Below are 21,256 nucleotides of genomic sequence, written 5' to 3'. Positions count from 1 at the left end.
GCGATCCAGGCGGCCACGCCAACCGCCACTAGTTCGTTACAAGCCCTCCCAACGGGGCTTGTTGCAACGGGACCGGGCGGGGGGCGGAGGGGCCCGGAGCCGGGGGCGCCGGTTCCGGAGGGTGCCCCGGCACGGAGGGCGTGCCGACGGCCTGCCCGCCCGTCTCCGGCTCAGGACCGGCCGCCATGACACCGGGCTCCGGCGGCATGACACCGGTCTCCGGCGGCACGGCCCCGGGCTCCTGTGGCATGAAACCGGGCTCCGGCGGCACAGCCCCGGGCGGGCTCACCTGTGCCACCCCGCACGCCACCGCGGGCGTCGCGTACGGCAGGCGCAGCACCCCGTCCGGCGTCCACAGGCCCGTACCCGCCAGCCACCCCTCGGGCGCCGGGAGATGGTGCACCCGCCGCTCCGCCGGCCGCCACACGGCGACCCAGCTGCCCACCGGCCCGTCGACGCGCAGCGCCACCGCGCAGCTCTCCGGCGTCAGCACCTGCCCCGGCTGGATCGCGAACGGTGTGACGGTGCAGTCCCGCAGCAGCAGGCACTCCGGGAAGCGCACCGGCAGCGTGCTGCCCAGGACGCCCCAGCCGAGCCGCTCCCGCCCCGGTGAGGGCGCGTCCGAGCGGACGATCAGCAGCCCGCTGTCGTGGTCGGCGAGCAGCAGCCGGTCGTCGCTGTCGGCGGCGATCTGCAGCAGCGGTGACACCTCGCCGCCGCGCTCCAGATCCACCACGACGGCCTTGGTGCGTCCCCCGGCCTCCCGGTCCAGGGCCAGCAGCCGTCCCGCACCGTCCAGCCAGACCCCGCCCGAGCACCGGCCGGGCACCTCGGCCAGCCGTTCCGGACCGCAGGCGCCGCCCACCACCAGCCACACCGTCGTCACACGCGGCCCGACGGCCAGGGCGTACGCCTTCTCGCCGCCGGGGGCGGGCGGCAGCAGCCGCAGCCGGGCCGTGTCCTGCGGGCACTCGACCACGCCCAGGGGCAGTTCGCCGGTGCCGGGGCCGGTCGGGTACAGCAGCGAGAAGGCGTGCCGCCCGGCCACCAGACGGTGGATGAGGACCCGCCCGTCGCCCATCGGCTGCACCTCGGTGCCCGGTTCCTCCGGCTGGTTACGGGGCAGCGGCACCGCGTACGGCTCGGGGCCGTCCAGGGTCCAGCGCTCCGGGAACCAGGAATCGCCCGCCGACGCGAGGCGCGCGGCGTAGGCGCCGTCCGCGCTGAGCGTGCATCCCGCCGGCGCGGCTCCGTCCTCGTGACCCGCCGAAGGCTCGATCGCACACGCTGTCATCGTTCGGTCACCTCCAGTGACGAACGTAGTTACCGTACGCGCGGGCGAGGAATCCACCGGGTCCCGTCTTCACACATAAGGGTGTTCCAGGAACGATTCGCCTGAGGGAAAGGGGGCGTTTGTGCTGCGCGGGGCGGCAGTCGGGCCGACGGGGGTGGTGGCGCCGGCGCCGACGGGTGCGGGGGACGTGGCGGCGGAGGTGCCGGTGGCGGTTCAACGCCACAGATCAGACGGGTAGCCTTGCACCCGTGCCCCGTCTGTCTGAAGTCATCGCCGCGCTGGAGAACCTGTGGCCCGCCGAGCGGGCCGAGTCCTGGGACGCGGTCGGCACCGTCGTGGGCGACCCGGACCAGGAGGTCACCCGGGTCCTGTTCGCCGTCGACCCGGTCCAGGAGATCGTCGACGAGGCCGTGAAGCTGGGCGCCGACCTGCTCGTCACGCACCATCCGCTCTACCTGCGCGGTACGACGACGGTCGCGGCGACGCACTTCAAGGGCCGCGTGGTCCACACCCTCATCAAGAACGACATCGCGCTGCACGTCGCCCACACCAACGCCGACACCGCCGACCCGGGTGTCTCCGACGCCCTCGCGGGCGCCCTGGACCTGCGGGTCACCGGGCCGCTCGTCCCCGACCCCACCGACCCCCAGGGCCGCCGGGGCCTGGGCCGCGTCTGCGCCCTCGACCAGCCGCTGACCGTCCGCGAGCTGGCCGCACGCGCCGCCGAGCGGCTGCCCGCCACCGCGCAGGGCATCCGGGTCGCCGGCGACTCCGAGGCGCCGGTGCGCACCGTCGCCGTCAGCGGCGGCTCCGGCGACGGCCTCTTCGACCATGTGCGCGCGGCGGGCGTCGACGCCTTCCTCACCGCGGACCTGCGCCACCACCCCGTGTCGGAGGCCCGCGCCCACAGCCCCCTCGCGCTGCTCGACGCGGCGCACTGGGCCACCGAGTGGCCCTGGTGCGAGCTGGCCGCCAGCCAGCTCGACGAAATCTCCGACCGGCACGGATGGGACCTGCGCGTCCACGTCTCCAAGACGGTCACCGACCCCTGGACCAGCCACTCCTCGTCACCTGGAGCCCCCAACTGAACGCCGCGCCCGCCGACCAGATCCGACTCCTCGACGTCCAGGACCTCGACGTCCGCCTCCAGCAGCTCGCCCACAAGAGGAAGTCGCTGCCCGAGCACGCCGAGATCGAGTCGCTGACCAAGGACCACACCCAGCTGCGCGACCTGCTCGTGGCCGCGCAGACCGAGGAGAGCGACACCGCCCGCGAGCAGACCAAGGCCGAGCAGGACGTGGACCAGGTGCGCCAGCGCGCCACCCGCGACCAGCAGCGCCTGGACTCCGGCGCCGTCACCTCCCCCAAGGACCTGGAGAACCTCCAGCGCGAGATCGCCTCGCTCGCCAAGCGGCAGGGCGATCTGGAGGACGTGGTGCTGGAGGTCATGGAGCGCCGGGAATCCGCGCAGGAGCGGGTGGCCGAGCTGACCGACCGGGTCGCCTCCGTGCAGGCGAAGATCGACGACGCGACCGCGCGCCGCGACGCGGCCTTCGAGGAGATCGACGGGGAGGTCGCCTCCGTTTCCAAGAAGCGCGAGGTCATCGCCGGGTCCGTGCCGGCCGACCTGCTCAAGCTCTACGACAAGCTGCGCGAGCAGCAGGGCGGCATCGGCGCGGCGAAGCTGTACGCGCGCAGCTGCCAGGGCTGCCGCCAGGAGCTGGCCATCACCGAGCTGGCCGAGATCCGCAAGGCGGCGCCCGACACGGTGATCCGCTGCGAGAACTGCCGCCGCATCCTGGTGCGTACGGCCGAGTCCGGTCTCTAGATCGCTGGGAGCCCTTCCGGTGCGGGAGTTCATCGTCGAGGCGGACGGCGGGTCGCGGGGCAACCCGGGGCCCGCGGGCTACGGGGCCGTGGTGAGTGACGCCGCGACAGGGGAGACGTTGCGGGAGGTCGCCGAGTACATCGGCGTCGCCACGAACAACGTCGCCGAGTACCGGGGCCTCCTCGCCGGGCTGCGCGCCGCCCACGAACTGGACCCGGACGCGACCGTCCACGTCCGGATGGACTCCAAGCTCGTCATCGAGCAGATGTCGGGCCGCTGGAAGATCAAGCACCCCGACATGAAGCCACTGGCGGCGGAAGCGGCCCGGGTCTTCCCGCCCGGGCGGGTCACGTACGAGTGGATGCCGCGGGAACAGAACAAGCACGCGGACCGGCTGGCCAACGAGGCGATGGACGCGGGGGCCAGGGGGGAGCAGTGGTCGGAGTCGACCTCCACGGCTGAACTGGACACGGCTGCCGCCGCTGCCCCGTCACCACCGCCCGGTGATGCGGTGGCGGGTGCGGCGCGGGTGCGTGAAGCGCTGGCGGAGAGAGCCGCCTCGGCGGCGTCGACTGAACCGGCCGGGTCGACTGAACCGGCCGGGTCGACCGAACCGGCCGGGTCGGCCGCGTCGGCCCCTTCAGTCCCGTCGGACCCGTCGGCCCCTTCAGTCCCGTCGGCCCCGTCGGACCCTTCGGGTACGGAGGCCGGGCCTCCGTCCGTTCGCGAAGCGACGAACGCGCCGGGGCCGGGCGGCGGCCTCGCGAAGGACTCCGCGGACGTACGTGCCGCCGGAGCTGTGGCGGACGCTCGTGCTACGGAGCGTGTCGCCGGCTCCGGTGCCGCGGGGGCTGATGCGGGTGTCCGTGCCGCCGAGACCGTGGCCGACGCCCGTGCTGCGGAGGGCATCGCCGACCCCGGTGCTGCGGACGGCGTTGCCGACCCTGGTGCTGCGGACGGTGTCGCCGACCCCGGTGCCGCGGACGGCCTCGCCGCCTCGGGTGATGCCAAAGCCGTGGCCGACGCCCGTGCCGCGCAAGCCGTGGCCACCCCCGGCTGGGCCCCCGCCGACATGGGCGCCCCCGCCACCTTCGTGCTCCTGCGTCACGGCGAGACCCCGCTGACTCCCCAGAAGCGGTTCTCGGGGAGTGGGGGCACCGACCCCTCCCTCTCCGCCGTCGGACGGGAGCAGGCCGAGCGGGCCGCCGCCTTCCTGGCCCGGCGCGGCACGATCCAGGCGATCGTGTCGTCGCCCCTCGCCCGCACCCGGGAGACCGCCGGCATCGTCGCCGCCCGGCTCGGCCTCGACGTGAGCATCGATGACGGCCTGCGCGAAACCGACTTCGGCGCCTGGGAGGGCCTCACCTTCGCCGAGGTGCGCGAGCGCCACCCGGACGACCTGAACGCCTGGCTGGCCTCCCCGGACGCCGAACCCACCGGCGGCGGCGAGAGCTTCGCGGCGACGGCCACCCGGCTCGCCGCCACGCGCGACAAGCTGGTCGCGGCGTACGCGGGCCGCACGGTCCTGCTCGTCACGCACGTGACCCCGATCAAGACGCTGGTCCGGCTCGCCCTCGGCGCCCCGCCGGAGTCCCTGTTCCGTATGGAACTGTCGGCCGCGTCCTTCTCGGCCGTCGCGTACTACGCGGACGGCAACGCCAGCGTCCGGCTCCTCAACGACACGTCCCACCTGCGCTGAGCCCCGCCGCCTCGCGGGCCAGCGCCTCGACGCGACTCCAGTCGCGCGCCTCGATCGCGTCCCGCGGCAGCATCCAGCTCCCGCCCACACAGGCGACGTTGGGCAGGGCCAGATACTCCGGCGCGGAGCCCGGGCCGATCCCGCCCGTGGGGCAGAACCGGGCCTGGGGGAGCGGCCCGGACAGTGACTTCAGATACGCCGTACCGCCCGCCGCCTGCGCCGGGAAGAACTTCATCTCCCGCACCCCGCGCTCCAGCAGCGCCACGACCTCCGAGGTGGTCGACACCCCCGGCAGGAACGGGACGCCGGACCCGCGCATGGCCTCCAGCAGTACGTCCGTCCAGCCCGGGCTGACCAGGAAGCGGGCACCCGCGGCCACCACGTCCGTGACCTGCTCCGGACTGATCAGCGTCCCGGCACCGACCAGCGCCTGAGGCACCTGCCCGGTGATCTCCCGGATCGCCTCCAGAGCCGCCGGCGTCCGCAGGGTCACCTCGATCGCGGGCAGCCCACCGGCGACCAGCGCCCGCGCCAGCGGTACGGCATCGGCGGCGTCCTCGATGACGACGACAGGCAGGACGGGCGCGAGGTCCAGCACGGAGGCGGGCAGGGCAGAGGTCATGGCCGTATCCTGCCGCCCACTCAGCAGCATGCGCAAAGCTCATTGCGCATGCTGCAACGAAATGCTGTCGGTGTCGGTCAGTGCACCTCGTCCACCAGCACGTCCAGGGCCCACGCCCGCCCTGCCCTGTCCGGCGCCTCGGCCTCCACGACGTACCCGAGATCCCGCAACGCCGTGACCAGCTCGGCCGGGTCCTTCGGAACGGCCCCGGCGGTGAGCAGGCTGCGCACGATCCGCCCCTTGGTCGCCTTGTTGAAGTGGCTGACGACCTTCCGGGTCGGCGCGTGCAGCACCCGCACGGACGCCGTCCGCCCGGCGACCTCGCCCTTCGGCTTCCACGCGGCGGCGTACGCGGCCGACCGCAGATCCAGCACCAGCCCGTCCCCGGCGGCCTCGGGAAGCACCGACGCCATCGGCGTACGCCAGTGCGCGCCCAGCGCCCCGAGACCCGGCAGCTTCACCCCCATCGAGCACCGGTACGACGGAATCCGGTCCGTCACCCGGACCGCCCCCCACAACCCCGAGAACACGAGCAGCGACCGCGCGGCACGCTTCTTGGCCGCCGTGTCGAGGGACGCCAGCCCGAGGGCGTCGTACAGCACCCCGGTGTAGATCTCCCCGGCCGGGCGGGCGCCCGCCGTCCGCAGCTCCGCGTTCTTCGCGACCTCGCCCCGCAGCCCCTCGCTCAGCCCGAGCACCTCGCGCGCCTTGTCCTCGTCGCCGGCACACAGTTCGACCAGCTCGGTGAGGACGGCCTCCCGGGCGTCGGCGAGCCCGGGCAGGGACAGCGACTCCGGCTTCAGCGGCGCACCGCGACCGGACGACGCCTTGCCTTCGGACGGCGGCAGCAGGACAAGCACGCGTACTCCTTCGATCGAACTCCGCCGACAGCGTACGGGGGCGTGCGGGGAGCTCAGACGCGCGCCCGGCCGAGGGCGCGGACGAGCCCGTCGGCGTCGTCGGCATGGAAGCGGACGACCCGCACCTCGCGCCGCCGCCCGAGGAAGGTGAGATGGGTGACGGGTTCCGTCAGCTCGATCGTGACGGTGGTCTGCGAACCCACCTCCACAGCGAGCTCGCCGTCGGCCCGCTCGTGCGTCATCCGCAGCTCACGCCGCACCGAGGCGATCCGCTCCAGCGGAACGCGCAGATCGACGTGGACGTACCGCCGGATCCGCAGCGAACCGCCCTCCACGTCCAGCACGTGCGGCCGTACGACGGACGAGGCGTGCAGCGCGACGACGATCACGACCCCGTACACGTCCAGCAGAAGGAGGACGGCGTGCACGGTCGGCCAGTCCCGCAGCAGCACGGACATCGCCACGGTCTCCACGACACACACGAACCCGAACCCGGCCATCATCGCGCCCTGCCCCCGCGCGTACCCGAAGGCCCGCCCACCGTCCGCCCCCTGCCTACGCCGCGCCACCCACAGCACGAGACTGACGAGCAGCCGCACCTCGTGCATGACCAGCCGCCGCGCGATCCTCATCGCCGCTCCTCGGTGAGGATCCGCAGCGTGCGGCGGATGACCTCCGCCTGCGCCGGCGCGAGGTCGTCGTAGAAGGCCTGGAGGAAGCCGTGGTCCGGGTCGAGGTCCCCGCCGTCCGGGAACAGCCCCGCCGGAATGCAGTCGGCCAGGGTCCGGGCGGCCTCGGCAACGCGCGGATCATCCGGCCCGGCGCCGGCGAGCGCGTCGAGCAGCGCGTACGCCTCGTGGGCTCGCGCAGCGGCCTCCGGACTCCCGAACGCCGCACCCAACGACGACACCATCCGGTCCCGCGCCTCCTCCGGCATCGCCGTCTCCAGGAAGGCGATGATCTCGCGGTCCTTGACCGCCATCGGCGAGTCCGACAGATGCGCGGTCCCCGCGAACAACGCGGCCAGCTCCGGCGACACCGGCCCTTCGGCCGGCACCCCGCCCTCCGCCTCCAGCAGCACCCGCAACCGCGCCCGCCGCTCCCGGATCGCCTCCTCCTGCCGCGCCAGATCCTCGTCCAGCTCGGTCAGCACCTCCACGAGGTCCTTCCCGGCCTCCTCCGCCAGCACGTCCCGCACCTCGGCGAGCCCCAGCCCCAGCTCCGTCAGCCGCCGGATCCGCGCCAGCACGACAGCGTGCCGCAGCCCGTACTCCCGATAGCCGTTGGCCAGCCGCTCCGGCTCGGGCAACAGCCCCAGATGGTGGTAATGCCGCACGGCCCGCGTGGTGACACCGACGGCCGCGGCGAGTTCTCCGATCCGCATGGGACCAGTGAAAACGTTGACGTCGCGGCAGGGTCAAGCGGCCTCGATCGAGGGAACGGTTCGCTGATCCCGCGTACGTGATCCGCGCCCTGCCCCAGTGTGATCGGTGACGGAAGGGGAGCATCATCGCCATGGCGCAGGACCCGTACACACAAAAGTTGCTGCTGGACTGGTTTGTTGAACTGGACACTCCGGAGGGCTTCCGCGCCGAGTTGGTGGAGGGCGAACTCGTTCTCACCTCGCTGCCGGACGGTCACCACGAGCGGTGCATCAGCCGGGTCGTGAGCCAGCTCCACCTGCGCTCCGACTTCGACGTTCAGTTCTCCGGGAACAAGGGGCTGAAGCTGGGGATGGCGGACGGACACCCCCAGGACCATGTGATCCCAGACGGCACGATCGTGGCCCGCGCCCCACGGCTCTTCCGGGGCGCGCCCCCATGGATGCCCTGCCAGGGAGTCACCATGGTGCTGGAGGTGACCTTCACCAGGCCGGAGATCGACCGAGTGGCCAAACGCCGTTGTTACGCCCGCGGCGGCATTCCCTGCTACCTGCTCGTGGACCGTGACGCCGACTCGACAACGCTCTTCACAGAGCCCGAGCAGGGCGACTACCTCCACTCCCGCACCGCGGCCTTCGGTAGACCACTCACTCTCCCTGAACCCTTCGCCTTCGACCTGGACACCACGGACTTCCTCTGATCCCCTGTGGGCGGGGGGTACGAGGTGAGTACACGGCAACGAACGCGAGAACACACCCGCTGGGCCAGGGCACGTCTGGGCCGCGCGGGCCCGCCCCTCGACCTCCTCACCGCCCACTTCGACCAGCACGTCTACGCGCCCCATGCCCACGACGAGTTCACCATCGGCGTCACGGTCGGCGGCTCGGAGGTCATCGCCTACCGGGGCGGACGCATCCACTCCTACCCCGGCTCGATCGTCGTCCTGGACCCGGGCGAGATGCACACCGGCGGCCCGGCCGCCTGTGACGGCTACGCCTACCAGGCCCTCTACGCCACCCCGTCCCTCCTCACCGACGGCACCCTCGGCGGCCTCCCGCACTTCCGGGACCCTGTCCTCCACGACCCGGAGCTGGCGGTGGCGCTGCGCGCCGCCCACACCGACCTCAGCGCCTGCCCCGACCCCCTGGAAGCCGAATCCCGCCTCCCCTGGCTGCTCACGGCCCTGGCCCGCCGCCACTCCACGGCCCGGGCGAGCGAGGACACGGTGCCCGGCGCCGACCACATCGCCAGGACCGTACGAGACCGCCTCGCCGACGAACTGCTGGACCCCCCGTCCCTGGCCGCCCTCGCCACCGACCTGGGCCTGTCCCGCTACCAACTGCTCCGCGCCTTCCGCACGGCGACGGGCGTACCGCCGTACGCCTGGCTCGCCCAGCACCGGGTGGCACGGGCCCGCGTCCTCCTGGAATCCGGCCTGCGCCCCGCCGAGGTCGCCGGCCTCGTCGGCTTCGCCGACCAGGCGCACCTCACCCGCTGGTTCCGCCGGGTCCTGGGCGTGACCCCGGCGGCCTACCGCAACAGCGTTCAAGACACGGCGGGCTGACTCGGCCGAGACTCACCGCATGACTGCACGCGGCTGGTTCCTGTTCTCCCTGATGGGAGTGGTCTGGGGCGTCCCCTACCTGATGATCAAAGTGGCGGTGGACGCCGTGTCCCCGTCCATGGTGGTGTTCACCCGCTGCGCCCTCGGCGCCGCGCTCCTGCTCCCCTTCGCCCTGCGCCAGGGCGGCTTCGGCCGTACCGTGCGGGCGCACTGGAAGCCGATGCTGGCCTTCGCCGTCATCGAGATCGTCGGCCCCTGGTGGACCCTGACCGACGCCGAACGTCACCTCTCCAGCTCCACCGCCGGACTCCTCATCGCGGGCGTGCCGATCGTCGCCCTCCTCCTGGCCCGCTTCTTCGGCGCCGGGGAACACGTGGGCGCCCGCCGTGTCATCGGACTCGCCCTCGGCCTCGCGGGCGTCACCGTCCTCACCTTGCCGCACCTCACCGGCGGCGACGCCCTGTCGATGGCCGAGGTGCTGGTGACGGTCGTCGGCTATGCGACGGCCCCGCTGATAGCGGCCCGGTACCTCAAGGACGTCCCGACCCTCCAGCTGATCACCCCCTGCCTCACGCTGGCCGCCGTCGTCTACGCCCCCGCGGCCTTCCTGACCCGGCCCGCCGCCATGCCCTCGGGCGAGGTCCTGGCCGCCCTCGCCGGCCTGGGCGTCATCTGCACCGCGATCGCGTTCGTGGCCTTCCTGGAACTGATCAAGGAGATCGGCCCGACCCGTGCCGGCGTGATCACCTACGTCAACCCGGCGGTGGCGGTCGCCGCGGGCGCCGTCTTCCTGGACGAGGAACTGACCCTCGGCATCGGCGTCGCCTTCACCCTGATCCTGGCGGGCTCGGTGCTGGCCACCGCCGTGGCGCCGAAGCGGGATGTCCGCCGGGTACCATGGTCGACACGGCAGACGAGCCGGGCGGACGGCCGCGTGGAGTCCCCCTGACGGGGAGCTTCCCGAGGAACGTCCGGGCTCCACAGGGCAGGGTGGTGGCTAACGGCCACCCGGGGTGACCCGCGGGACAGTGCCACAGAAAGCAAACCGCCGGGGACCTCGGTCCTCGGTAAGGGTGAAACGGTGGTGTAAGAGACCACCAGTGCCCAGGGTGACCTGGGCAGCTAGGTAAACCCCACCCGGAGCAAGGTCAAGAGGGAGCACCTCGGTGCTCCTGCGCGGACGATCGAGGGCTGCCCGCCCGAGTCCGCGGGTAGACCGCACGAGGCCGGTGGCAACGCCGGCCCTAGATGGATGGCCGTCGCCCCGGCTCCCGCGAGGGAACCGGGGAACAGAACCCGGCGTACAGCCCGACTCGTCTGCCGCCTAGGGCTTCTAGCCAGCGAAAACGCAGGTCACGGACCGCCTGGAACGGGCAAGACACACCTCGCGCTGGCTTTTAGCGTATTGGCGGGCCCCGCTGGGTCTCGGTCCGCACCGGTTCGAACGGGATCGCGCGGCTCCTTACGTAGCCATGAAAGTAGCCATGCCTCGGGGGTCAGGGCTGGGCGACAGGCATTGTCATATGAGGGGTGCGCCGTCGCGGAGGTACAGCGGCCGTCCCGCGTCCAGCGCCTTCAGAGCGTGCTCGAACCGGCGCCGGGTGCGGTCCCGGAGGCGACCGGCGGCTTCGGCGGCCGTGACGAAGGCGGCTTCGGACAGCTCGTCGTCTCGTGGCCGTAGCCGGTCGGCCTGTTCCTCGTCCAGGGTGCCGCCGTCGAAGATGAAGGCGAGCTGATCGTCCCAGGGACCGTGCGGGGCCACCCAGTCCACCACCAGCAGCCCGAGCAGCGTGAGCCGTATGCCGAGTTCCTCCATCAGCTCACGGCGTGCTGTGTCCTCCGGCGGCTCATTGGCCTCCGCCATCCCGCCGGGTAGATCCCAGCCCGGTTTGTAGGTGGGGTTCACCAGGAGCACACGGCCGCGCGGGTCCCGCAGCAGCACATCGGCCGCCACGCGCTTGCGGGCCTGCTTGGCGTTGCCCTCCGCGAGATAAGCATTCCACGCGTCGGTGTCGGCGGGATCGGGTGCAGTGGGCCTCATGCGGTGGTGCCTCCCGAGGATGGCGGGATCAGATCGGCCAGCAGGAGCATTCTGGCGCGGCGTGCATCATCGAACCGCGCCAGGTACTCCCGGACCGGCCGGTACCCCCGGTGCGGCTTCAGCAGCCGGCGCAGCCCGTCAAGCTGCTGCACCACCCGGACCGAACCGAGGGTCGGGCTCGTACTGAGCAGGTCGTGGCCGACGCTCACCGCGGCGTCCAGGTCACCCCGGCGCACGTGGATGTCCACCAGGCTGATCCGGCTGAGAGCCAGAGACCGCGCCCGCCCCGCCTCGCGCAGCGCAACAGCTCGTTCGGCGTGCGACAGCGCCTCGTCGTACTGCTCCAGGTCACGCAGGATCAGAGCCGACTCGCTGGCCAGCGCGGCGGCGTCGAACGGGCTCAGCCACGGGTGATCAGCAGCGGGCGAAGTGTCCAGGTCACGGTGCGCGGCCTCCAGCGCGTGGGCGGCCGGGGTGCGCTGAGACGCGACCGCCAGCGCACGCGCCTGCATGGTGTGCAGCCGCGCCGTCAGCGCGGGAATCCGAGGCCCCTGCGCGGCCAGTTCGAGCCCGATCCGCGCCCAGCCGACAGCCCCGGCCGCATCCCCGGTCTCAAGGGCAAGGTGGCTGCTGCTCGCAGCGACGTGCGCGGCCAACGGGAGGTCACCAGAGGTGCGGGCCAGAGGGAGGGCGCGGGCGAAGTGCCGGGCCGCGCGGTCGTCATGACCGGAGTCGTGAGCCATCCAGCCCGCCATCTCGGTCAGCGCGGCTGCGGCGGCGAACACCTGCGGACCGCTGCGGATGTCGACCAGCCGGGGCGCCACCCGGTCCGACAGGTGCCGGACGACAGCTCCGTACAACCTGCTGCCGCCAGTCTGCCGGTCAGCGCTGCGGAAATGATGCATCGCCACCAGGTCGTCAGAGTCCGGCGGCGGCCGGTCCGTCCGCTCGTGCTCGGCGGTCGCCGGCGCGGGCTCCCACGAGCGTCGAGCCAGACCCAGCAGATGGCCGGGGATGTGGAAGGCGTCGGCGATCTGCTCGAACAGGGTCAGCTTCTCCACCCTGCTCTTGCCGTTCATGTAGTCGTACAGCCGCCCCTGCGTGATGTCGACGGCGGCAGCAATGCGCCGTGTACTGACACCGCGTGCATTGAGCATCCGGAACAGCGTGCCCATGTCCCGCTCGGCGCACGCATGGAGCAGGCGTTCATCCCCAAGCAGACCGGCGACGACCTCACGCGCGTCCGGTGACAGACGGTCCATCTGCAACTCCCCCGAGTAGCGAATGGAACGGATGGTAGGGCCAACGCCGCTGACGTGACTCCGCGTTGGAGTCACCTTCTGGAGTCTCCCCGTCCCCTTCTCCACGCGTTGACTGACTGCCAGACGCCGGGAAGCGCATCCGTGAACGCACCTCGGCGCGGCTCCGCCCGCAGGTTTCTGCTCCGAGGCACGCGGGCGGGGCCTTCCCCAGCCGCCCAGACCAAGGCGTGACGATCTCCATGACCAACGAGCGAGTGAGACCAGGCCAATACCCGCGCCAGAGCGTCACCCTGGCGAGCGAGGCCGCCGCTGTTCCGGTGGCGCGTCAGATAGTCCGGGAGGCATGCGCGGAGTGGGGCATGGACCAGGACGCCGCAGAGACCGGCACGCTCCTGATCTCCGAAATTGTCACCAATGCAGTCCGCCACGGTCACTCTCACAGCGTCCGGGTGATCGCCGAGCAGCCGCGCCCCGACCGGTTCCGCGTAGCTGTGGTCGACAAGTCCCGCCGCATGCCCGAACTGCGCATCGTTGGTCCGGACGCCATCGGCGGCCGTGGCCTCCTCCTGATCGACACCCTCTCCGACCGTTGGGGAACCGATCTCCTTCCCTGGGGTAAGCGGGTCTGGGCTGAGATCGCGATCAAGGTCGGTAACCAATGATCGGCCGCCACCGCATGCCTCAAGTCGACGGGGTAACCGCCGGCACCGGGCTCCTGGGAGCCGTCGCCGTTGGCTCGGGCTGGTGGTGTCCATGGTCTTCGACGAAGTCCACACGGACTCTGCCCCGAATACCTACTCCGTTCCCGACAAGGAGCCGCACGTAGCGGCTCTCGCCACACCGGAGCGTCCTCCCTGCGGGTGTGCGCAGCGGTCCCTCAAACGCGAGGGGGACCGCAAGGGCCGCCCGCCCTATCCCCTGGGGCGGATGGCCCAACTACCTCCCTGGCCGGGGCACAACGCTCGTTCACACCAGTTGCCCCGGCTGAGCCCCTCTCGCCGTCCGGAAGCCCCGGGCGGCGGCTGCCACTGTCGGATCACCTGAGAGACGAGGAGAATCATGCAACAGCCCTTGACGTCACTGGATCAGGTCAAGCCCTGGGGACTCGGACGCATGCGGCCCTACCCGACTGCGGCCGTCCTCTCCGCCGCCCGGCCCGTCCTCGACCCGCACACGCAGGTCCCCGCGTGGGTCGGCCCCGACGGCGCACCGCTGGCGGCGGAGGCCAAGCACAAGCGGTCGGAGACGTCGCAGGAGACGAGCACGAAGACCAGCTTGGACGGCACCCCGGACCAGGGCAGCGACCAGAATGGGGACTCTGACTGATGGCTGTGGGTGGGCCGCCCGTCCTCGTCGTCACGCGCCTGGACGACGCGACTGCGGATGAACTGATCACCGAACTGAACCAGCGTCGCGTGCCAGTGGTGCGTCTGGACCCCGGCGACTTCCCCCGAGAGGTGACCCTGTCCGGCACCTTCGCCGGCATCGGGACCGGCGGCACTCTCGCCACCGCGTCCCGGAGCGTCGACCTGGGGAACGTCCGCTCGGTGTACTGGCGGCGGCCCACCCCCTACACCGCCGACCTCGCCATGGATGAGCAGACCGGCCGATGGGCCGTCGAGGAAGCCCGCCACGGGCTCGGCGGCATTCTCGCCTCTCTCGCCGGTGCGCACTACCTAAACCACCCATGGCGCAACCGGGACGCCGAGTACAAGTCGGCACAACTGGCTACGGCTGCCGCCTGCGGCTTCACCGTGCCACCCACGCTCATCACCAACGACCCCGACCGCGCCCGCACCTTCATCGCCGAACATGGGCCGGTCCTCTACAAGCCGCTCAGGGAAACCGAGTACACCGACGACACCGGCCGCGCGCTGACCGTGTGGATCGAGGACGTCACCCCATGCCAGATCGACAGTCATCTTCGGCACACTGCACACCTGTTTCAGCAGCGCGTCAGCAAGTTCGCCGACATCCGCCTCACTGCCGTCGGCGACCACCTCACCGCCGTCCGTATCGACGGTTCACCTGGCGTGGACTGGCGCCGCCACTACGACCGGCTTGCCTACACCCCCGTGCCCGTCCCCCCGGCCGTCGTCAAAGGCGTACGCGCCTACCTCGATGCTTTTGGACTCACCTTCGGCGCCTTCGACTTCGGCTTAGACCGTGAAGGCGTCTGGCACTGGTATGAGTGCAACCCCAACGGTCAATGGGCCTGGTTCCCCGACCACATCACTGCTCCCATCAAGCACGCCATCGCCGACCGCCTACAGCATGGAGCCTCCGCATGACCGACCCCGCCGACCTGCGCCACCAACTTGCCACCGCCGTCCCTGTGGAGAACCCGGCATGGCGCAAGGCCCTCGAAACGGTGCCCCGCGAACTCTTCCTGGGTAACGGCCTGTTCCAGTTCGACGGACGCCAGTGGACCCCCGTGCACCGCGACCGGACCGATCCCGGAAAGTGGCTGGGGCTCGTCTACCAGGACACCACCTGGGTCACCCAGGTCGACGGCACCACCGCCGTCGACGCCACCGGACCCGTCACCGGCCGCCCCACCTCGTCCAGCACGCTGCCCTCCCTGATCGTGCGCATGCTCGACGTCGCCGGGATCAGCGAGGGTCACAAGGTGCTGGAGATCGGCACCGGCACCGGCTATTCCACCGCCATCCTGTGCAGCCGCCTCAGCGACAACAACGTGTACTCCATCGAGTACGACCCGGGCCTGGCCGCCACGGCGGCCGACCACATCCACGCCGCCGGATATCACCCCACCCTGATCACCGGCGACGGCCTCGCCGGACACAAGGACGACGCCGAATACGACCACATCGTGGCCACCTGCGCCGTCCGCCACATCCCCCCAGCCTGGCTGTACCAAGTACGCGTCGGCGGAACCATCACCACGACCATCAGCGGATGGATGCTCGCCTCCGGGCTCGTCCGCCTCACCGTCCAGGACGACGCCACCGCCACCGGCCGTTTCCACCCCGACCAGATCAGCTACATGCTCGCCCGTCCTCACGAACGCCCACCCCGACCCACCTTCCAGCAGCATCCCGGCCACACCCGCGCCACCCGCGTGAACCCCGCACTCCTGGAAGACTGGACCGGGCAGTTCCTCGCTCAGCTCGCCGCACCGTCCGCCGAACTCATGACCACCGGCACGGGGGTGATCCTCGTGGACGTCGCCACCGGGTCACAGGCGTGGACCGAACCGGCCGGAGGCGGCTGGACCGTGCACCAGCACGGCCCTCTTCGCCTCTGGGATCAGGTGGAAGACGCTCTCACCATCTGGCAGGACGCGGGCTCACCCCCACACTCGGACCTCGGCCTGACCGTGGACTTGGACGGCACTCAACGCGTGTGGCTCGGAACACCCGACGGCCGCTCCTGGAACCTGCCGGTCTGACCTACCGATCACAAGAGCGTCCGTCACCAAGCTGGGGGCGGGTGCCGTCCGGACGGCACCGGGGCTGGGGCCACTCGTTACGTAGCCAACACGGTAGCCATCAAAGCGCCCGTCCTGGACGTTTGTGCAGTTCATAGCGCTGTCGCGATTCTCTCCGGCGTGCAGCCCGACTCGTCTGCCGTTCGCCAAGTCCGCACGGTCCGCGACGTCCGACCCGCAGATGGACAGAGCGCGCGACGGACCCCCCGCCCCGCCCCGTAAAGCCGTGGAAGGCAGTCCACAGGGATGGGGAGCAGGACGTGGCAGGGCACAGGGGTAGACGCGTCATGGGGACGTTGGCCGCGGTGGCGGCGATGGCGGCGCTCACCGCGTCGCAGGCGCCGGGGGCGGTCCCGGCACGGGCGTCCGCACCGGCTCCCGGGCGGGTACCCGCCGAGGACGGACCGAGCATCTCCGGCGATGCGCCGTACCGCATCGAGCTGCCGCCCCTGCGGACCGGGAAGCGCGCGGGCGGCGGGGCGGCGACGGAGGAGGTGGGTGGTGCGCTGCCGGCGAGTGTGTTCGCCGCCTATCGGCGGGCCGAGGACCGGCTCGCGCGCGAGGCACCCGGCTGCCGGTTGCGCTGGCAGCTGCTGGCGGCGATCGGGCAGGTGGAGTCGGGACAGGCGCGGGGCGGCAGGGTGACGTCGGACGGTACGACCGTGGCGCCGATCCTCGGGCCGCGGCTGGACGGCGTGGCCTTCGCGCTGGTTGGGGACACCGACGGCGGCGCCCACGACGGGGACCCGGTGTACGACCGTGCGGTCGGGCCGATGCAGTTCATCCCGTCGACCTGGGACCGCTGGGGCGCGGACGGCAACGGCGACGGGCGAACGGATCCGAACAACGTCTTCGACGCGGCAGTCGCCGCCGGACGGTATCTGTGTGCCGGCGGCCGGGACCTGTCCGTTCCCGCCCAGGTGGACCGGGCGATCCTCGGCTACAACCACTCGGCGGCCTACCTGCGCACGGTCAGGGCCTGGTACGCGTACTTCCTGGAGGGGCACCGGGTGGTGCCGGACGCCTCCGCAGGGTCCTCCGCCGGGGCCTCAACCGGGTCCTCCTCCGCGCGGCCGGAGCCGTCGCGGCCGGCCGCCACCGCGCCGAAGTCCTCACCGAAGCCCTCGCCGACACCCTCCACCCGGCCGAGCGCCCCGCCGTCCTCTGCACTCCGTCGCCCCCTGCCTCCTCGGCCACCGAACCCGAGAAGCCGGACGGGCCGCAACTCCCCGCCCCCAGCCGGGAGATCGGGCTCACCGGCGACGACCTGCCGATCGTCGGCGCCCCGCTCACCAGTAACAGCGCGGACTCGATGCCCGCTTCCCCCTCCACAACCGCCGATACTCGGCGGTAATGTCGCCCACCGCCGGACGGCACGATTCCGGTGGGTGAGCGCGAAGGGGCCCTCATGGCGACGGACAGGCCTGCGGACATGTCCGCGGACATGCCCGCAGAGACACCTGCGGAGATGTACGCGGCCGACGAGCGGTGGCGGCGCATGTGGAGCCACCGTGAGCACCTGCTCAAGGTGGCCCGGCGCAGGTCGATGAGCCCGGAGGACGCCGAGGACGCGGTGCACGAGGCGATGCTGCGCGCCGCCGAGCGGCCCGACCTGGACGAGGAGCGGCTCGCGGCCTGGCTCACGACGGTGACGATGCGGCTGTGCGTCGACCGCTACCGGCAGGTGAACCGCGAGGCCGAGGTGCGTACCAGTCCGACGCTCGTCGCCCCCGGACCGGTGCCCGTCGAGGAGGCGGTGTGCGACCGTGCCGAGGCGAAGTGGCTGGCGGTGCGCAGTGGTGAGCTGCCCGCGCGGCAGGCGGAGGCGCTGCGGCTGAAGTCGGAGGACCTGGACGTCGGGCAGGTCGCCGACGAGATGGGGCTGAGCTACCGGACCGTCGAGTCGCTGCTGGCGCGGGCCCGGCGGACGCTGCGGCAGTCCCTGGCCGCCACGCTCGGGTTCGCGCTGTTCCTGATCGGGTGGGGACGGCCGCGGGGCGGCGGCAGGGTGCAGGCCGTGGCGGTGGCGTCGACGGCGGCGTCCCTGGCGGTGGCGGGGTTCGTGCTGCCGTACGCCATCGACGGCGGCGGAGGCGGGGGCGGTACGGCGCCCCGGCCCGCGGCCGCCTCACCGGACGCGGAGACGCCGAGGCCGGACGGTGGTGGCGGGGGCCGTACGCCTCGGGGGAATGAGCCCACGGGTGCGGCCGTCGAGCGCGGAGCCGCCGAGTCCCCGGCCGGCGAATCGTTCCTCCCGTTGTCCGTGCCGTCGCTGCCGCAGGTCCCGGACGTTCCGGTGTCGCCGCTGCCCTCGCTGTCCGCGCCCAAGGTCCCGCAGGTGCCCGAGCTGCCGAAGCGCATGGTCCCCGACCTGCCGACGCCCGAGGCGCCCGACCTGCCGGCGGAGCCTTCCGCCCTACCGACGGACACGGTGGTCCCAGCGGTCTCGGAAGCTCCGACGGCTCCCCTCACACCGCCCACCTCGCCCCCCGAGCCCACGGTGCCCCCGCTTCCGTAGCTCCCGGAACCCGACCGGAACACGCCCGGAAAACCCGACCGGAACCCGACCGGAACCCGCCCGGATCCCGCCCGGAACCCGATCGGAAACCCGCCCGGAAACCCCCCCGGAAACCCGCCCGAAAAAAATCCGCCACACCGGCGACGGACGCCCCGCCCCTCCCCGTAGAGCAGATGTCAGAGCTGCTCCACGGACATGGGCTGAAGGGCGGGACCGGATGGGTGTCGAGATCTGTGTGGAAGGGCTGACCAAGTCCTTCGGTCACCAGGTCATCTGGCAGGACGTCTCGCTGACGCTGCCCGCCGGGGAGGTATCGGTCATGCTCGGCCCCTCGGGCACGGGCAAGTCGGTGTTCCTCAAGACGCTCGTCGGCCTGCTCAAGCCGGAGCGCGGCTCGATCACCATCCAGGGCCGGGACCTCACGAAGCTCCGGGAGCGCGACCTGTACGAGGTGCGCAAGCTGTTCGGCGTGCTGTTCCAGGACGGTGCCCTGTTCGGCTCGATGAACCTGTACGACAACATCGCCTTCCCGCTGCGCGAGCACACCCGCAAGTCCGAGAGCGAGATCCGGCGCATCGTGCTGGAGAAGATGGACATGGTCGGGCTGGTCGGCGCGGAGCGGAAGCTGCCCGGCGAGATCTCGGGCGGCATGCGGAAACGGGCGGGGCTGGCCCGGGCCCTGGTGCTGGATCCGGAGATCATCCTGTTCGACGAGCCGGACTCCGGTCTCGACCCCGTCCGCGTCGCCTACCTCAACCAGCTCATCGTCGACCTCAACGCCCAAATCGACGCGACCTTCCTGATCGTCACGCACGACATCGCCTCGGCCCGCCTGGTGCCGGACAACATCGGGCTGCTGTTCCGCCGCGAGCTGGTGATGTTCGGGCCGCGTGAAGAGCTGCTGACCAGCGACGAGCCCGTCGTACGACAGTTCCTGCACGGCCGGATGCAGGGCCCGATCGGCATGGCGGAGGAGAAGGACGCGGCGCAGGTCGAGCAGGAACTCGCCCAGATCGACGACAGCGCGCACGTTCAGGAGCGGACTCCCCGCCTGCTGCCGGGGCCGGGCGTCGCACGGCCGCCCCGCTGGGAGGCGATCGCCCGGCGCGAGGCCCGGCTGCGCCAGGAGGAGGTGGCCGGCGCGTGAGACTGTCACCGGTCGGAGCGCTGCGGCACTCGGGCAGTCTGTTCGCGATGGCGCTGGACGTGGTCCGCACGATCCCCCGGCGGCCCTTCCAGGCCCGGGAATTCATCCAGCAGGCGTGGTTCGTCGCCAGCGTGACCATCATGCCGACGGCCCTGGTCTCCATCCCCTTCGGGGCGGTCATCGCGCTGCAGATCGGCAGCCTCACCCGGCAGCTGGGCGCCCAGTCCTTCTCCGGGGCCGCCTCCGTGCTCGCCGTACTGCGGGAGGCCTCGCCGATCGTCACCGCGCTGCTGATCGCGGGCGCCGGCGGCACGGCGATCTGCGCCGACCTCGGGGCGCGGAAGATCCGCGACGAGATCGACGCCATGCAGGTGCTGGGCATCGACCCCGTCCACCGGCTGGTCGTACCGCGCGTGCTGGCGTCGATGCTGGTCGCGGTGCTGCTCAACGGGCTGGTGTCGGTGGTCGGTGTGGCGGGCGGTTATTTCTTCAACGTCGTCCTGCAGAACGGCACCCCGGGCGCCTACCTGGCCTCCTTCACCACGCTCGCCCAACTGTCCGACCTGTGGGCGGCGGAGGTCAAGGCGCTGGTGTTCGGCGCGATCGCCGGGATCGTCGCCTCCTACAAGGGGCTGACGGCGAAGGGCGGGCCCAAGGGCGTGGGCGACGCGGTGAACCAGTCGGTGGTGATCACCTTCATGTTGCTGTTCGTGACCAACTTCGTGATGACCGCGGTGTACTTCCAGGTCGTCCCCCAGAGGGGTTAGCCGATGAGAGTCGTCGACCGCCCGCTGAAAGCCCTCGAGGCGCTGGGCACCCAGCTCTCCTTCTACGGCCGCTCGTTGGCGTGGACGGGGCGCACCCTGCGCCGCTACAAGAAGGAGGTCCTGCGGCTGCTCGCCGAGGTGAGTTTCGGCCGGGGCGCGCTCGCCGTCGTGGGCGGCACGGTCGGTGTGATCGCCTTCCTGTCGTTCTTCACCGGCACGGAAGTGGGGTTGCAGGGGTACGCCGCGCTCAACCAGCTCGGCACCTCCAACTTCGTGGCGTTCCTCTCCGCGTACTTCAACACCCGCGAGATCGCCCCGCTGGTGGCCGGCCTCGCGCTCTCCGCGACCGTGGGCGCCGGGTTCACCGCCCAGCTCGGCGCGATGCGGATCAGCGAGGAGACCGACGCGCTCGAAGTGATGGGCGTGCCCTCGCTGCCGTTCCTGGTGACGACCCGGATGATCGCCGGGTTCGTCGCGGTGATCCCGCTGTACGTGATCGGCCTGCTCTCCTCGTACCTGGCCGCCCGCACCATCACCACCGGCTACTACGGGCAGTCCACGGGCACGTACGACCACTACTTCCAGCAGTACCTGCCACCGGTGGACGTCCTGTGGTCCTTCGGGAAGGTGCTGGTCTTCGCCGTGCTGATCATCCTGGTGCACTGCTTCTACGGCTACCACGCGAGCGGCGGACCGGCGGGCGTCGGCGTCGCGGTGGGCCGCGCGGTGCGGACCTCGATCGTGGCGATCAACGTCCTGGACCTCTTCCTGTCGCTGGCGATCTGGGGCGCCAGCACGACCGTACGGATCGCGGGGTGAGC

21 protein-coding genes, 1 other RNA gene and 2 pseudogenes are annotated in these 21,256 nt (G+C 71.8%); 16 read left to right on the top strand and 8 right to left on the bottom strand.

All coding sequences use genetic code 11. The annotated features are described in order from the left end of the window. Positions 1 to 28: 28 nt before the first annotated feature. A complete protein-coding gene (locus tag SSQG_RS11165; RefSeq protein ID WP_003989857.1) occupies positions 29 to 1,294 on the bottom strand; it encodes a hypothetical protein in 1,266 nt (421 codons plus the stop codon). A gap of 248 nt (positions 1,295 to 1,542) precedes the next feature. Between SSQG_RS11165 and SSQG_RS11160 the strand changes: the two genes are divergently transcribed. From SSQG_RS11160 to SSQG_RS11150, 3 genes are read left to right on the top strand one after another with little or no spacing between them, the layout of a single operon-like run. Further along, a complete protein-coding gene (locus tag SSQG_RS11160) occupies positions 1,543 to 2,382 on the top strand; it encodes a Nif3-like dinuclear metal center hexameric protein (protein ID WP_003989856.1) in 840 nt (279 codons plus the stop codon). Continuing rightward, on the top strand, positions 2,379 to 3,122 hold the full coding sequence (locus SSQG_RS11155; RefSeq protein ID WP_003989855.1) for a zinc ribbon domain-containing protein: 744 nt from the start codon (positions 2,379 to 2,381) through the stop codon (positions 3,120 to 3,122). Before SSQG_RS11160 ends, SSQG_RS11155 begins: the two co-directional genes overlap by 4 nt. A gap of 19 nt (positions 3,123 to 3,141) precedes the next feature. Further along, the gene (locus SSQG_RS11150; RefSeq protein WP_003989854.1) at positions 3,142 to 4,821 is read left to right on the top strand and encodes a bifunctional RNase H/acid phosphatase; all 1,680 of its coding nucleotides are present in this window, start codon (positions 3,142 to 3,144) and stop codon (positions 4,819 to 4,821) included. Here SSQG_RS11150 and SSQG_RS11145 read toward each other — a convergent pair. From SSQG_RS11145 to SSQG_RS11130, 4 genes are all read right to left on the bottom strand, one after another. Continuing rightward, the gene (locus SSQG_RS11145; RefSeq protein WP_003989853.1) at positions 4,796 to 5,443 is read right to left on the bottom strand and encodes a bifunctional 4-hydroxy-2-oxoglutarate aldolase/2-dehydro-3-deoxy-phosphogluconate aldolase; all 648 of its coding nucleotides are present in this window, start codon (positions 5,441 to 5,443) and stop codon (positions 4,796 to 4,798) included. The genes SSQG_RS11150 and SSQG_RS11145 overlap by 26 nt on opposite strands. Before the next feature lie 77 nt (positions 5,444 to 5,520). Beyond that, positions 5,521 to 6,303, bottom strand: a complete 783-nt coding sequence (gene yaaA / locus SSQG_RS11140; protein WP_003989852.1) for a peroxide stress protein YaaA — start codon at positions 6,301 to 6,303, stop codon at positions 5,521 to 5,523. 53 nt (positions 6,304 to 6,356) lie between these two features. Then, on the bottom strand, positions 6,357 to 6,935 hold the full coding sequence (locus SSQG_RS11135; RefSeq protein ID WP_003989851.1) for a hypothetical protein: 579 nt from the start codon (positions 6,933 to 6,935) through the stop codon (positions 6,357 to 6,359). After that, positions 6,932 to 7,687, bottom strand: a complete 756-nt coding sequence (locus SSQG_RS11130; RefSeq protein WP_003989850.1) for a MerR family transcriptional regulator — start codon at positions 7,685 to 7,687, stop codon at positions 6,932 to 6,934. Before SSQG_RS11130 ends, SSQG_RS11135 begins: the two co-directional genes overlap by 4 nt. Before the next feature lie 131 nt (positions 7,688 to 7,818). On the opposite strand from SSQG_RS11130, the gene SSQG_RS11125 reads away from it, so the two are divergent. From SSQG_RS11125 to rnpB, 4 genes and pseudogenes are all read left to right on the top strand, one after another. Further along, on the top strand, positions 7,819 to 8,385 hold the full coding sequence (locus tag SSQG_RS11125) for a Uma2 family endonuclease (protein WP_003989849.1): 567 nt from the start codon (positions 7,819 to 7,821) through the stop codon (positions 8,383 to 8,385). Positions 8,386 to 8,409: 24 nt separating this feature from the next. Continuing rightward, a complete protein-coding gene (locus tag SSQG_RS11120) occupies positions 8,410 to 9,249 on the top strand; it encodes an AraC family transcriptional regulator (protein WP_003989848.1) in 840 nt (279 codons plus the stop codon). Between the two features lie 19 nt (positions 9,250 to 9,268). Continuing rightward, positions 9,269 to 10,048 (top strand): annotated as a pseudogene (locus tag SSQG_RS43965) (DMT family transporter); the annotation flags it as partial. A 115-nt stretch (positions 10,049 to 10,163) separates the two neighbouring features. After that, positions 10,164 to 10,569: RNase P RNA component class A (rnpB, locus tag SSQG_RS38470), an RNA gene on the top strand. A 199-nt stretch (positions 10,570 to 10,768) separates the two neighbouring features. On the opposite strand, the gene SSQG_RS11110 is transcribed toward rnpB, so the two are convergent. Beyond that, positions 10,769 to 11,290, bottom strand: a complete 522-nt coding sequence (locus tag SSQG_RS11110; protein WP_003989846.1) for an NUDIX domain-containing protein — start codon at positions 11,288 to 11,290, stop codon at positions 10,769 to 10,771. Beyond that, positions 11,287 to 12,627: an XRE family transcriptional regulator gene (locus SSQG_RS11105; RefSeq protein WP_244299085.1), complete on the bottom strand. Its 1,341-nt coding sequence runs from the start codon at positions 12,625 to 12,627 to the stop codon at positions 11,287 to 11,289. Before SSQG_RS11105 ends, SSQG_RS11110 begins: the two co-directional genes overlap by 4 nt. A 164-nt stretch (positions 12,628 to 12,791) precedes the next feature. Between SSQG_RS11105 and SSQG_RS11100 the strand changes: the two genes are divergently transcribed. From SSQG_RS11100 to SSQG_RS43645, 5 genes and pseudogenes are all read left to right on the top strand, one after another. Next, positions 12,792 to 13,214 carry an ATP-binding protein gene (locus SSQG_RS11100; protein WP_003989844.1) on the top strand — a complete coding sequence of 141 codons (423 nt, stop codon included), beginning with the start codon at positions 12,792 to 12,794 and terminating at the stop codon, positions 13,212 to 13,214. A 397-nt stretch (positions 13,215 to 13,611) separates the two neighbouring features. Beyond that, complete coding sequence (gene tgmA, locus SSQG_RS11095; protein WP_003989842.1) at positions 13,612 to 13,878, top strand: putative ATP-grasp-modified RiPP; 267 nt, start codon at positions 13,612 to 13,614, stop codon at positions 13,876 to 13,878. Further along, positions 13,878 to 14,843 carry an ATP-grasp ribosomal peptide maturase gene (tgmB, locus tag SSQG_RS11090; RefSeq protein ID WP_039932380.1) on the top strand — a complete coding sequence of 322 codons (966 nt, stop codon included), beginning with the start codon at positions 13,878 to 13,880 and terminating at the stop codon, positions 14,841 to 14,843. Before tgmA ends, tgmB begins: the two co-directional genes overlap by 1 nt. After that, positions 14,840 to 15,964: an ATP-grasp peptide maturase system methyltransferase gene (gene tgmC / locus SSQG_RS11085; RefSeq protein ID WP_039932379.1), complete on the top strand. Its 1,125-nt coding sequence runs from the start codon at positions 14,840 to 14,842 to the stop codon at positions 15,962 to 15,964. Before tgmB ends, tgmC begins: the two co-directional genes overlap by 4 nt. 326 nt (positions 15,965 to 16,290) lie before the next feature. After that, positions 16,291 to 16,836: pseudogene (locus tag SSQG_RS43645) on the top strand (hypothetical protein); the annotation flags it as partial. Between the two features lie 125 nt (positions 16,837 to 16,961). Here the strand turns inward: SSQG_RS43645 and SSQG_RS42570 are convergent. Beyond that, positions 16,962 to 17,144 carry a hypothetical protein gene (locus tag SSQG_RS42570; protein ID WP_039932378.1) on the bottom strand — a complete coding sequence of 61 codons (183 nt, stop codon included), beginning with the start codon at positions 17,142 to 17,144 and terminating at the stop codon, positions 16,962 to 16,964. A 267-nt stretch (positions 17,145 to 17,411) separates the two neighbouring features. Here SSQG_RS42570 and SSQG_RS11075 point away from each other — a divergent pair, with 267 nt between their 5' ends. The 4 genes from SSQG_RS11075 (at position 17,412) to SSQG_RS11060 (ending at position 21,254) form a co-directional block, all read left to right on the top strand. Further along, a complete protein-coding gene (locus SSQG_RS11075) occupies positions 17,412 to 18,521 on the top strand; it encodes an RNA polymerase sigma factor (RefSeq protein WP_039932377.1) in 1,110 nt (369 codons plus the stop codon). A gap of 217 nt (positions 18,522 to 18,738) precedes the next feature. After that, positions 18,739 to 19,668 (top strand): ABC transporter ATP-binding protein, encoded by a 930-nt coding sequence (locus SSQG_RS11070; RefSeq protein WP_003989837.1) that lies wholly within the window; start codon positions 18,739 to 18,741, stop codon positions 19,666 to 19,668. Further along, a complete protein-coding gene (locus SSQG_RS11065; protein WP_003989836.1) occupies positions 19,665 to 20,435 on the top strand; it encodes an MlaE family ABC transporter permease in 771 nt (256 codons plus the stop codon). The genes SSQG_RS11070 and SSQG_RS11065 overlap by 4 nt, the downstream gene beginning before the upstream one ends. A gap of 3 nt (positions 20,436 to 20,438) precedes the next feature. Next, positions 20,439 to 21,254, top strand: a complete 816-nt coding sequence (locus tag SSQG_RS11060) for an MlaE family ABC transporter permease (protein ID WP_003989835.1) — start codon at positions 20,439 to 20,441, stop codon at positions 21,252 to 21,254. Positions 21,255 to 21,256 lie beyond the last annotated feature (2 nt).

Origin of the sequence: Streptomyces viridochromogenes DSM 40736 (assembly GCF_000158955.1) — a bacterium.
Taxonomy (GTDB): Bacteria; Actinomycetota; Actinomycetes; order Streptomycetales; family Streptomycetaceae; genus Streptomyces; species Streptomyces venetus.
The sequence above is the reverse complement of the archived record's forward strand: the minus strand, read 5'-3'. Positions and strand labels throughout refer to the sequence as shown.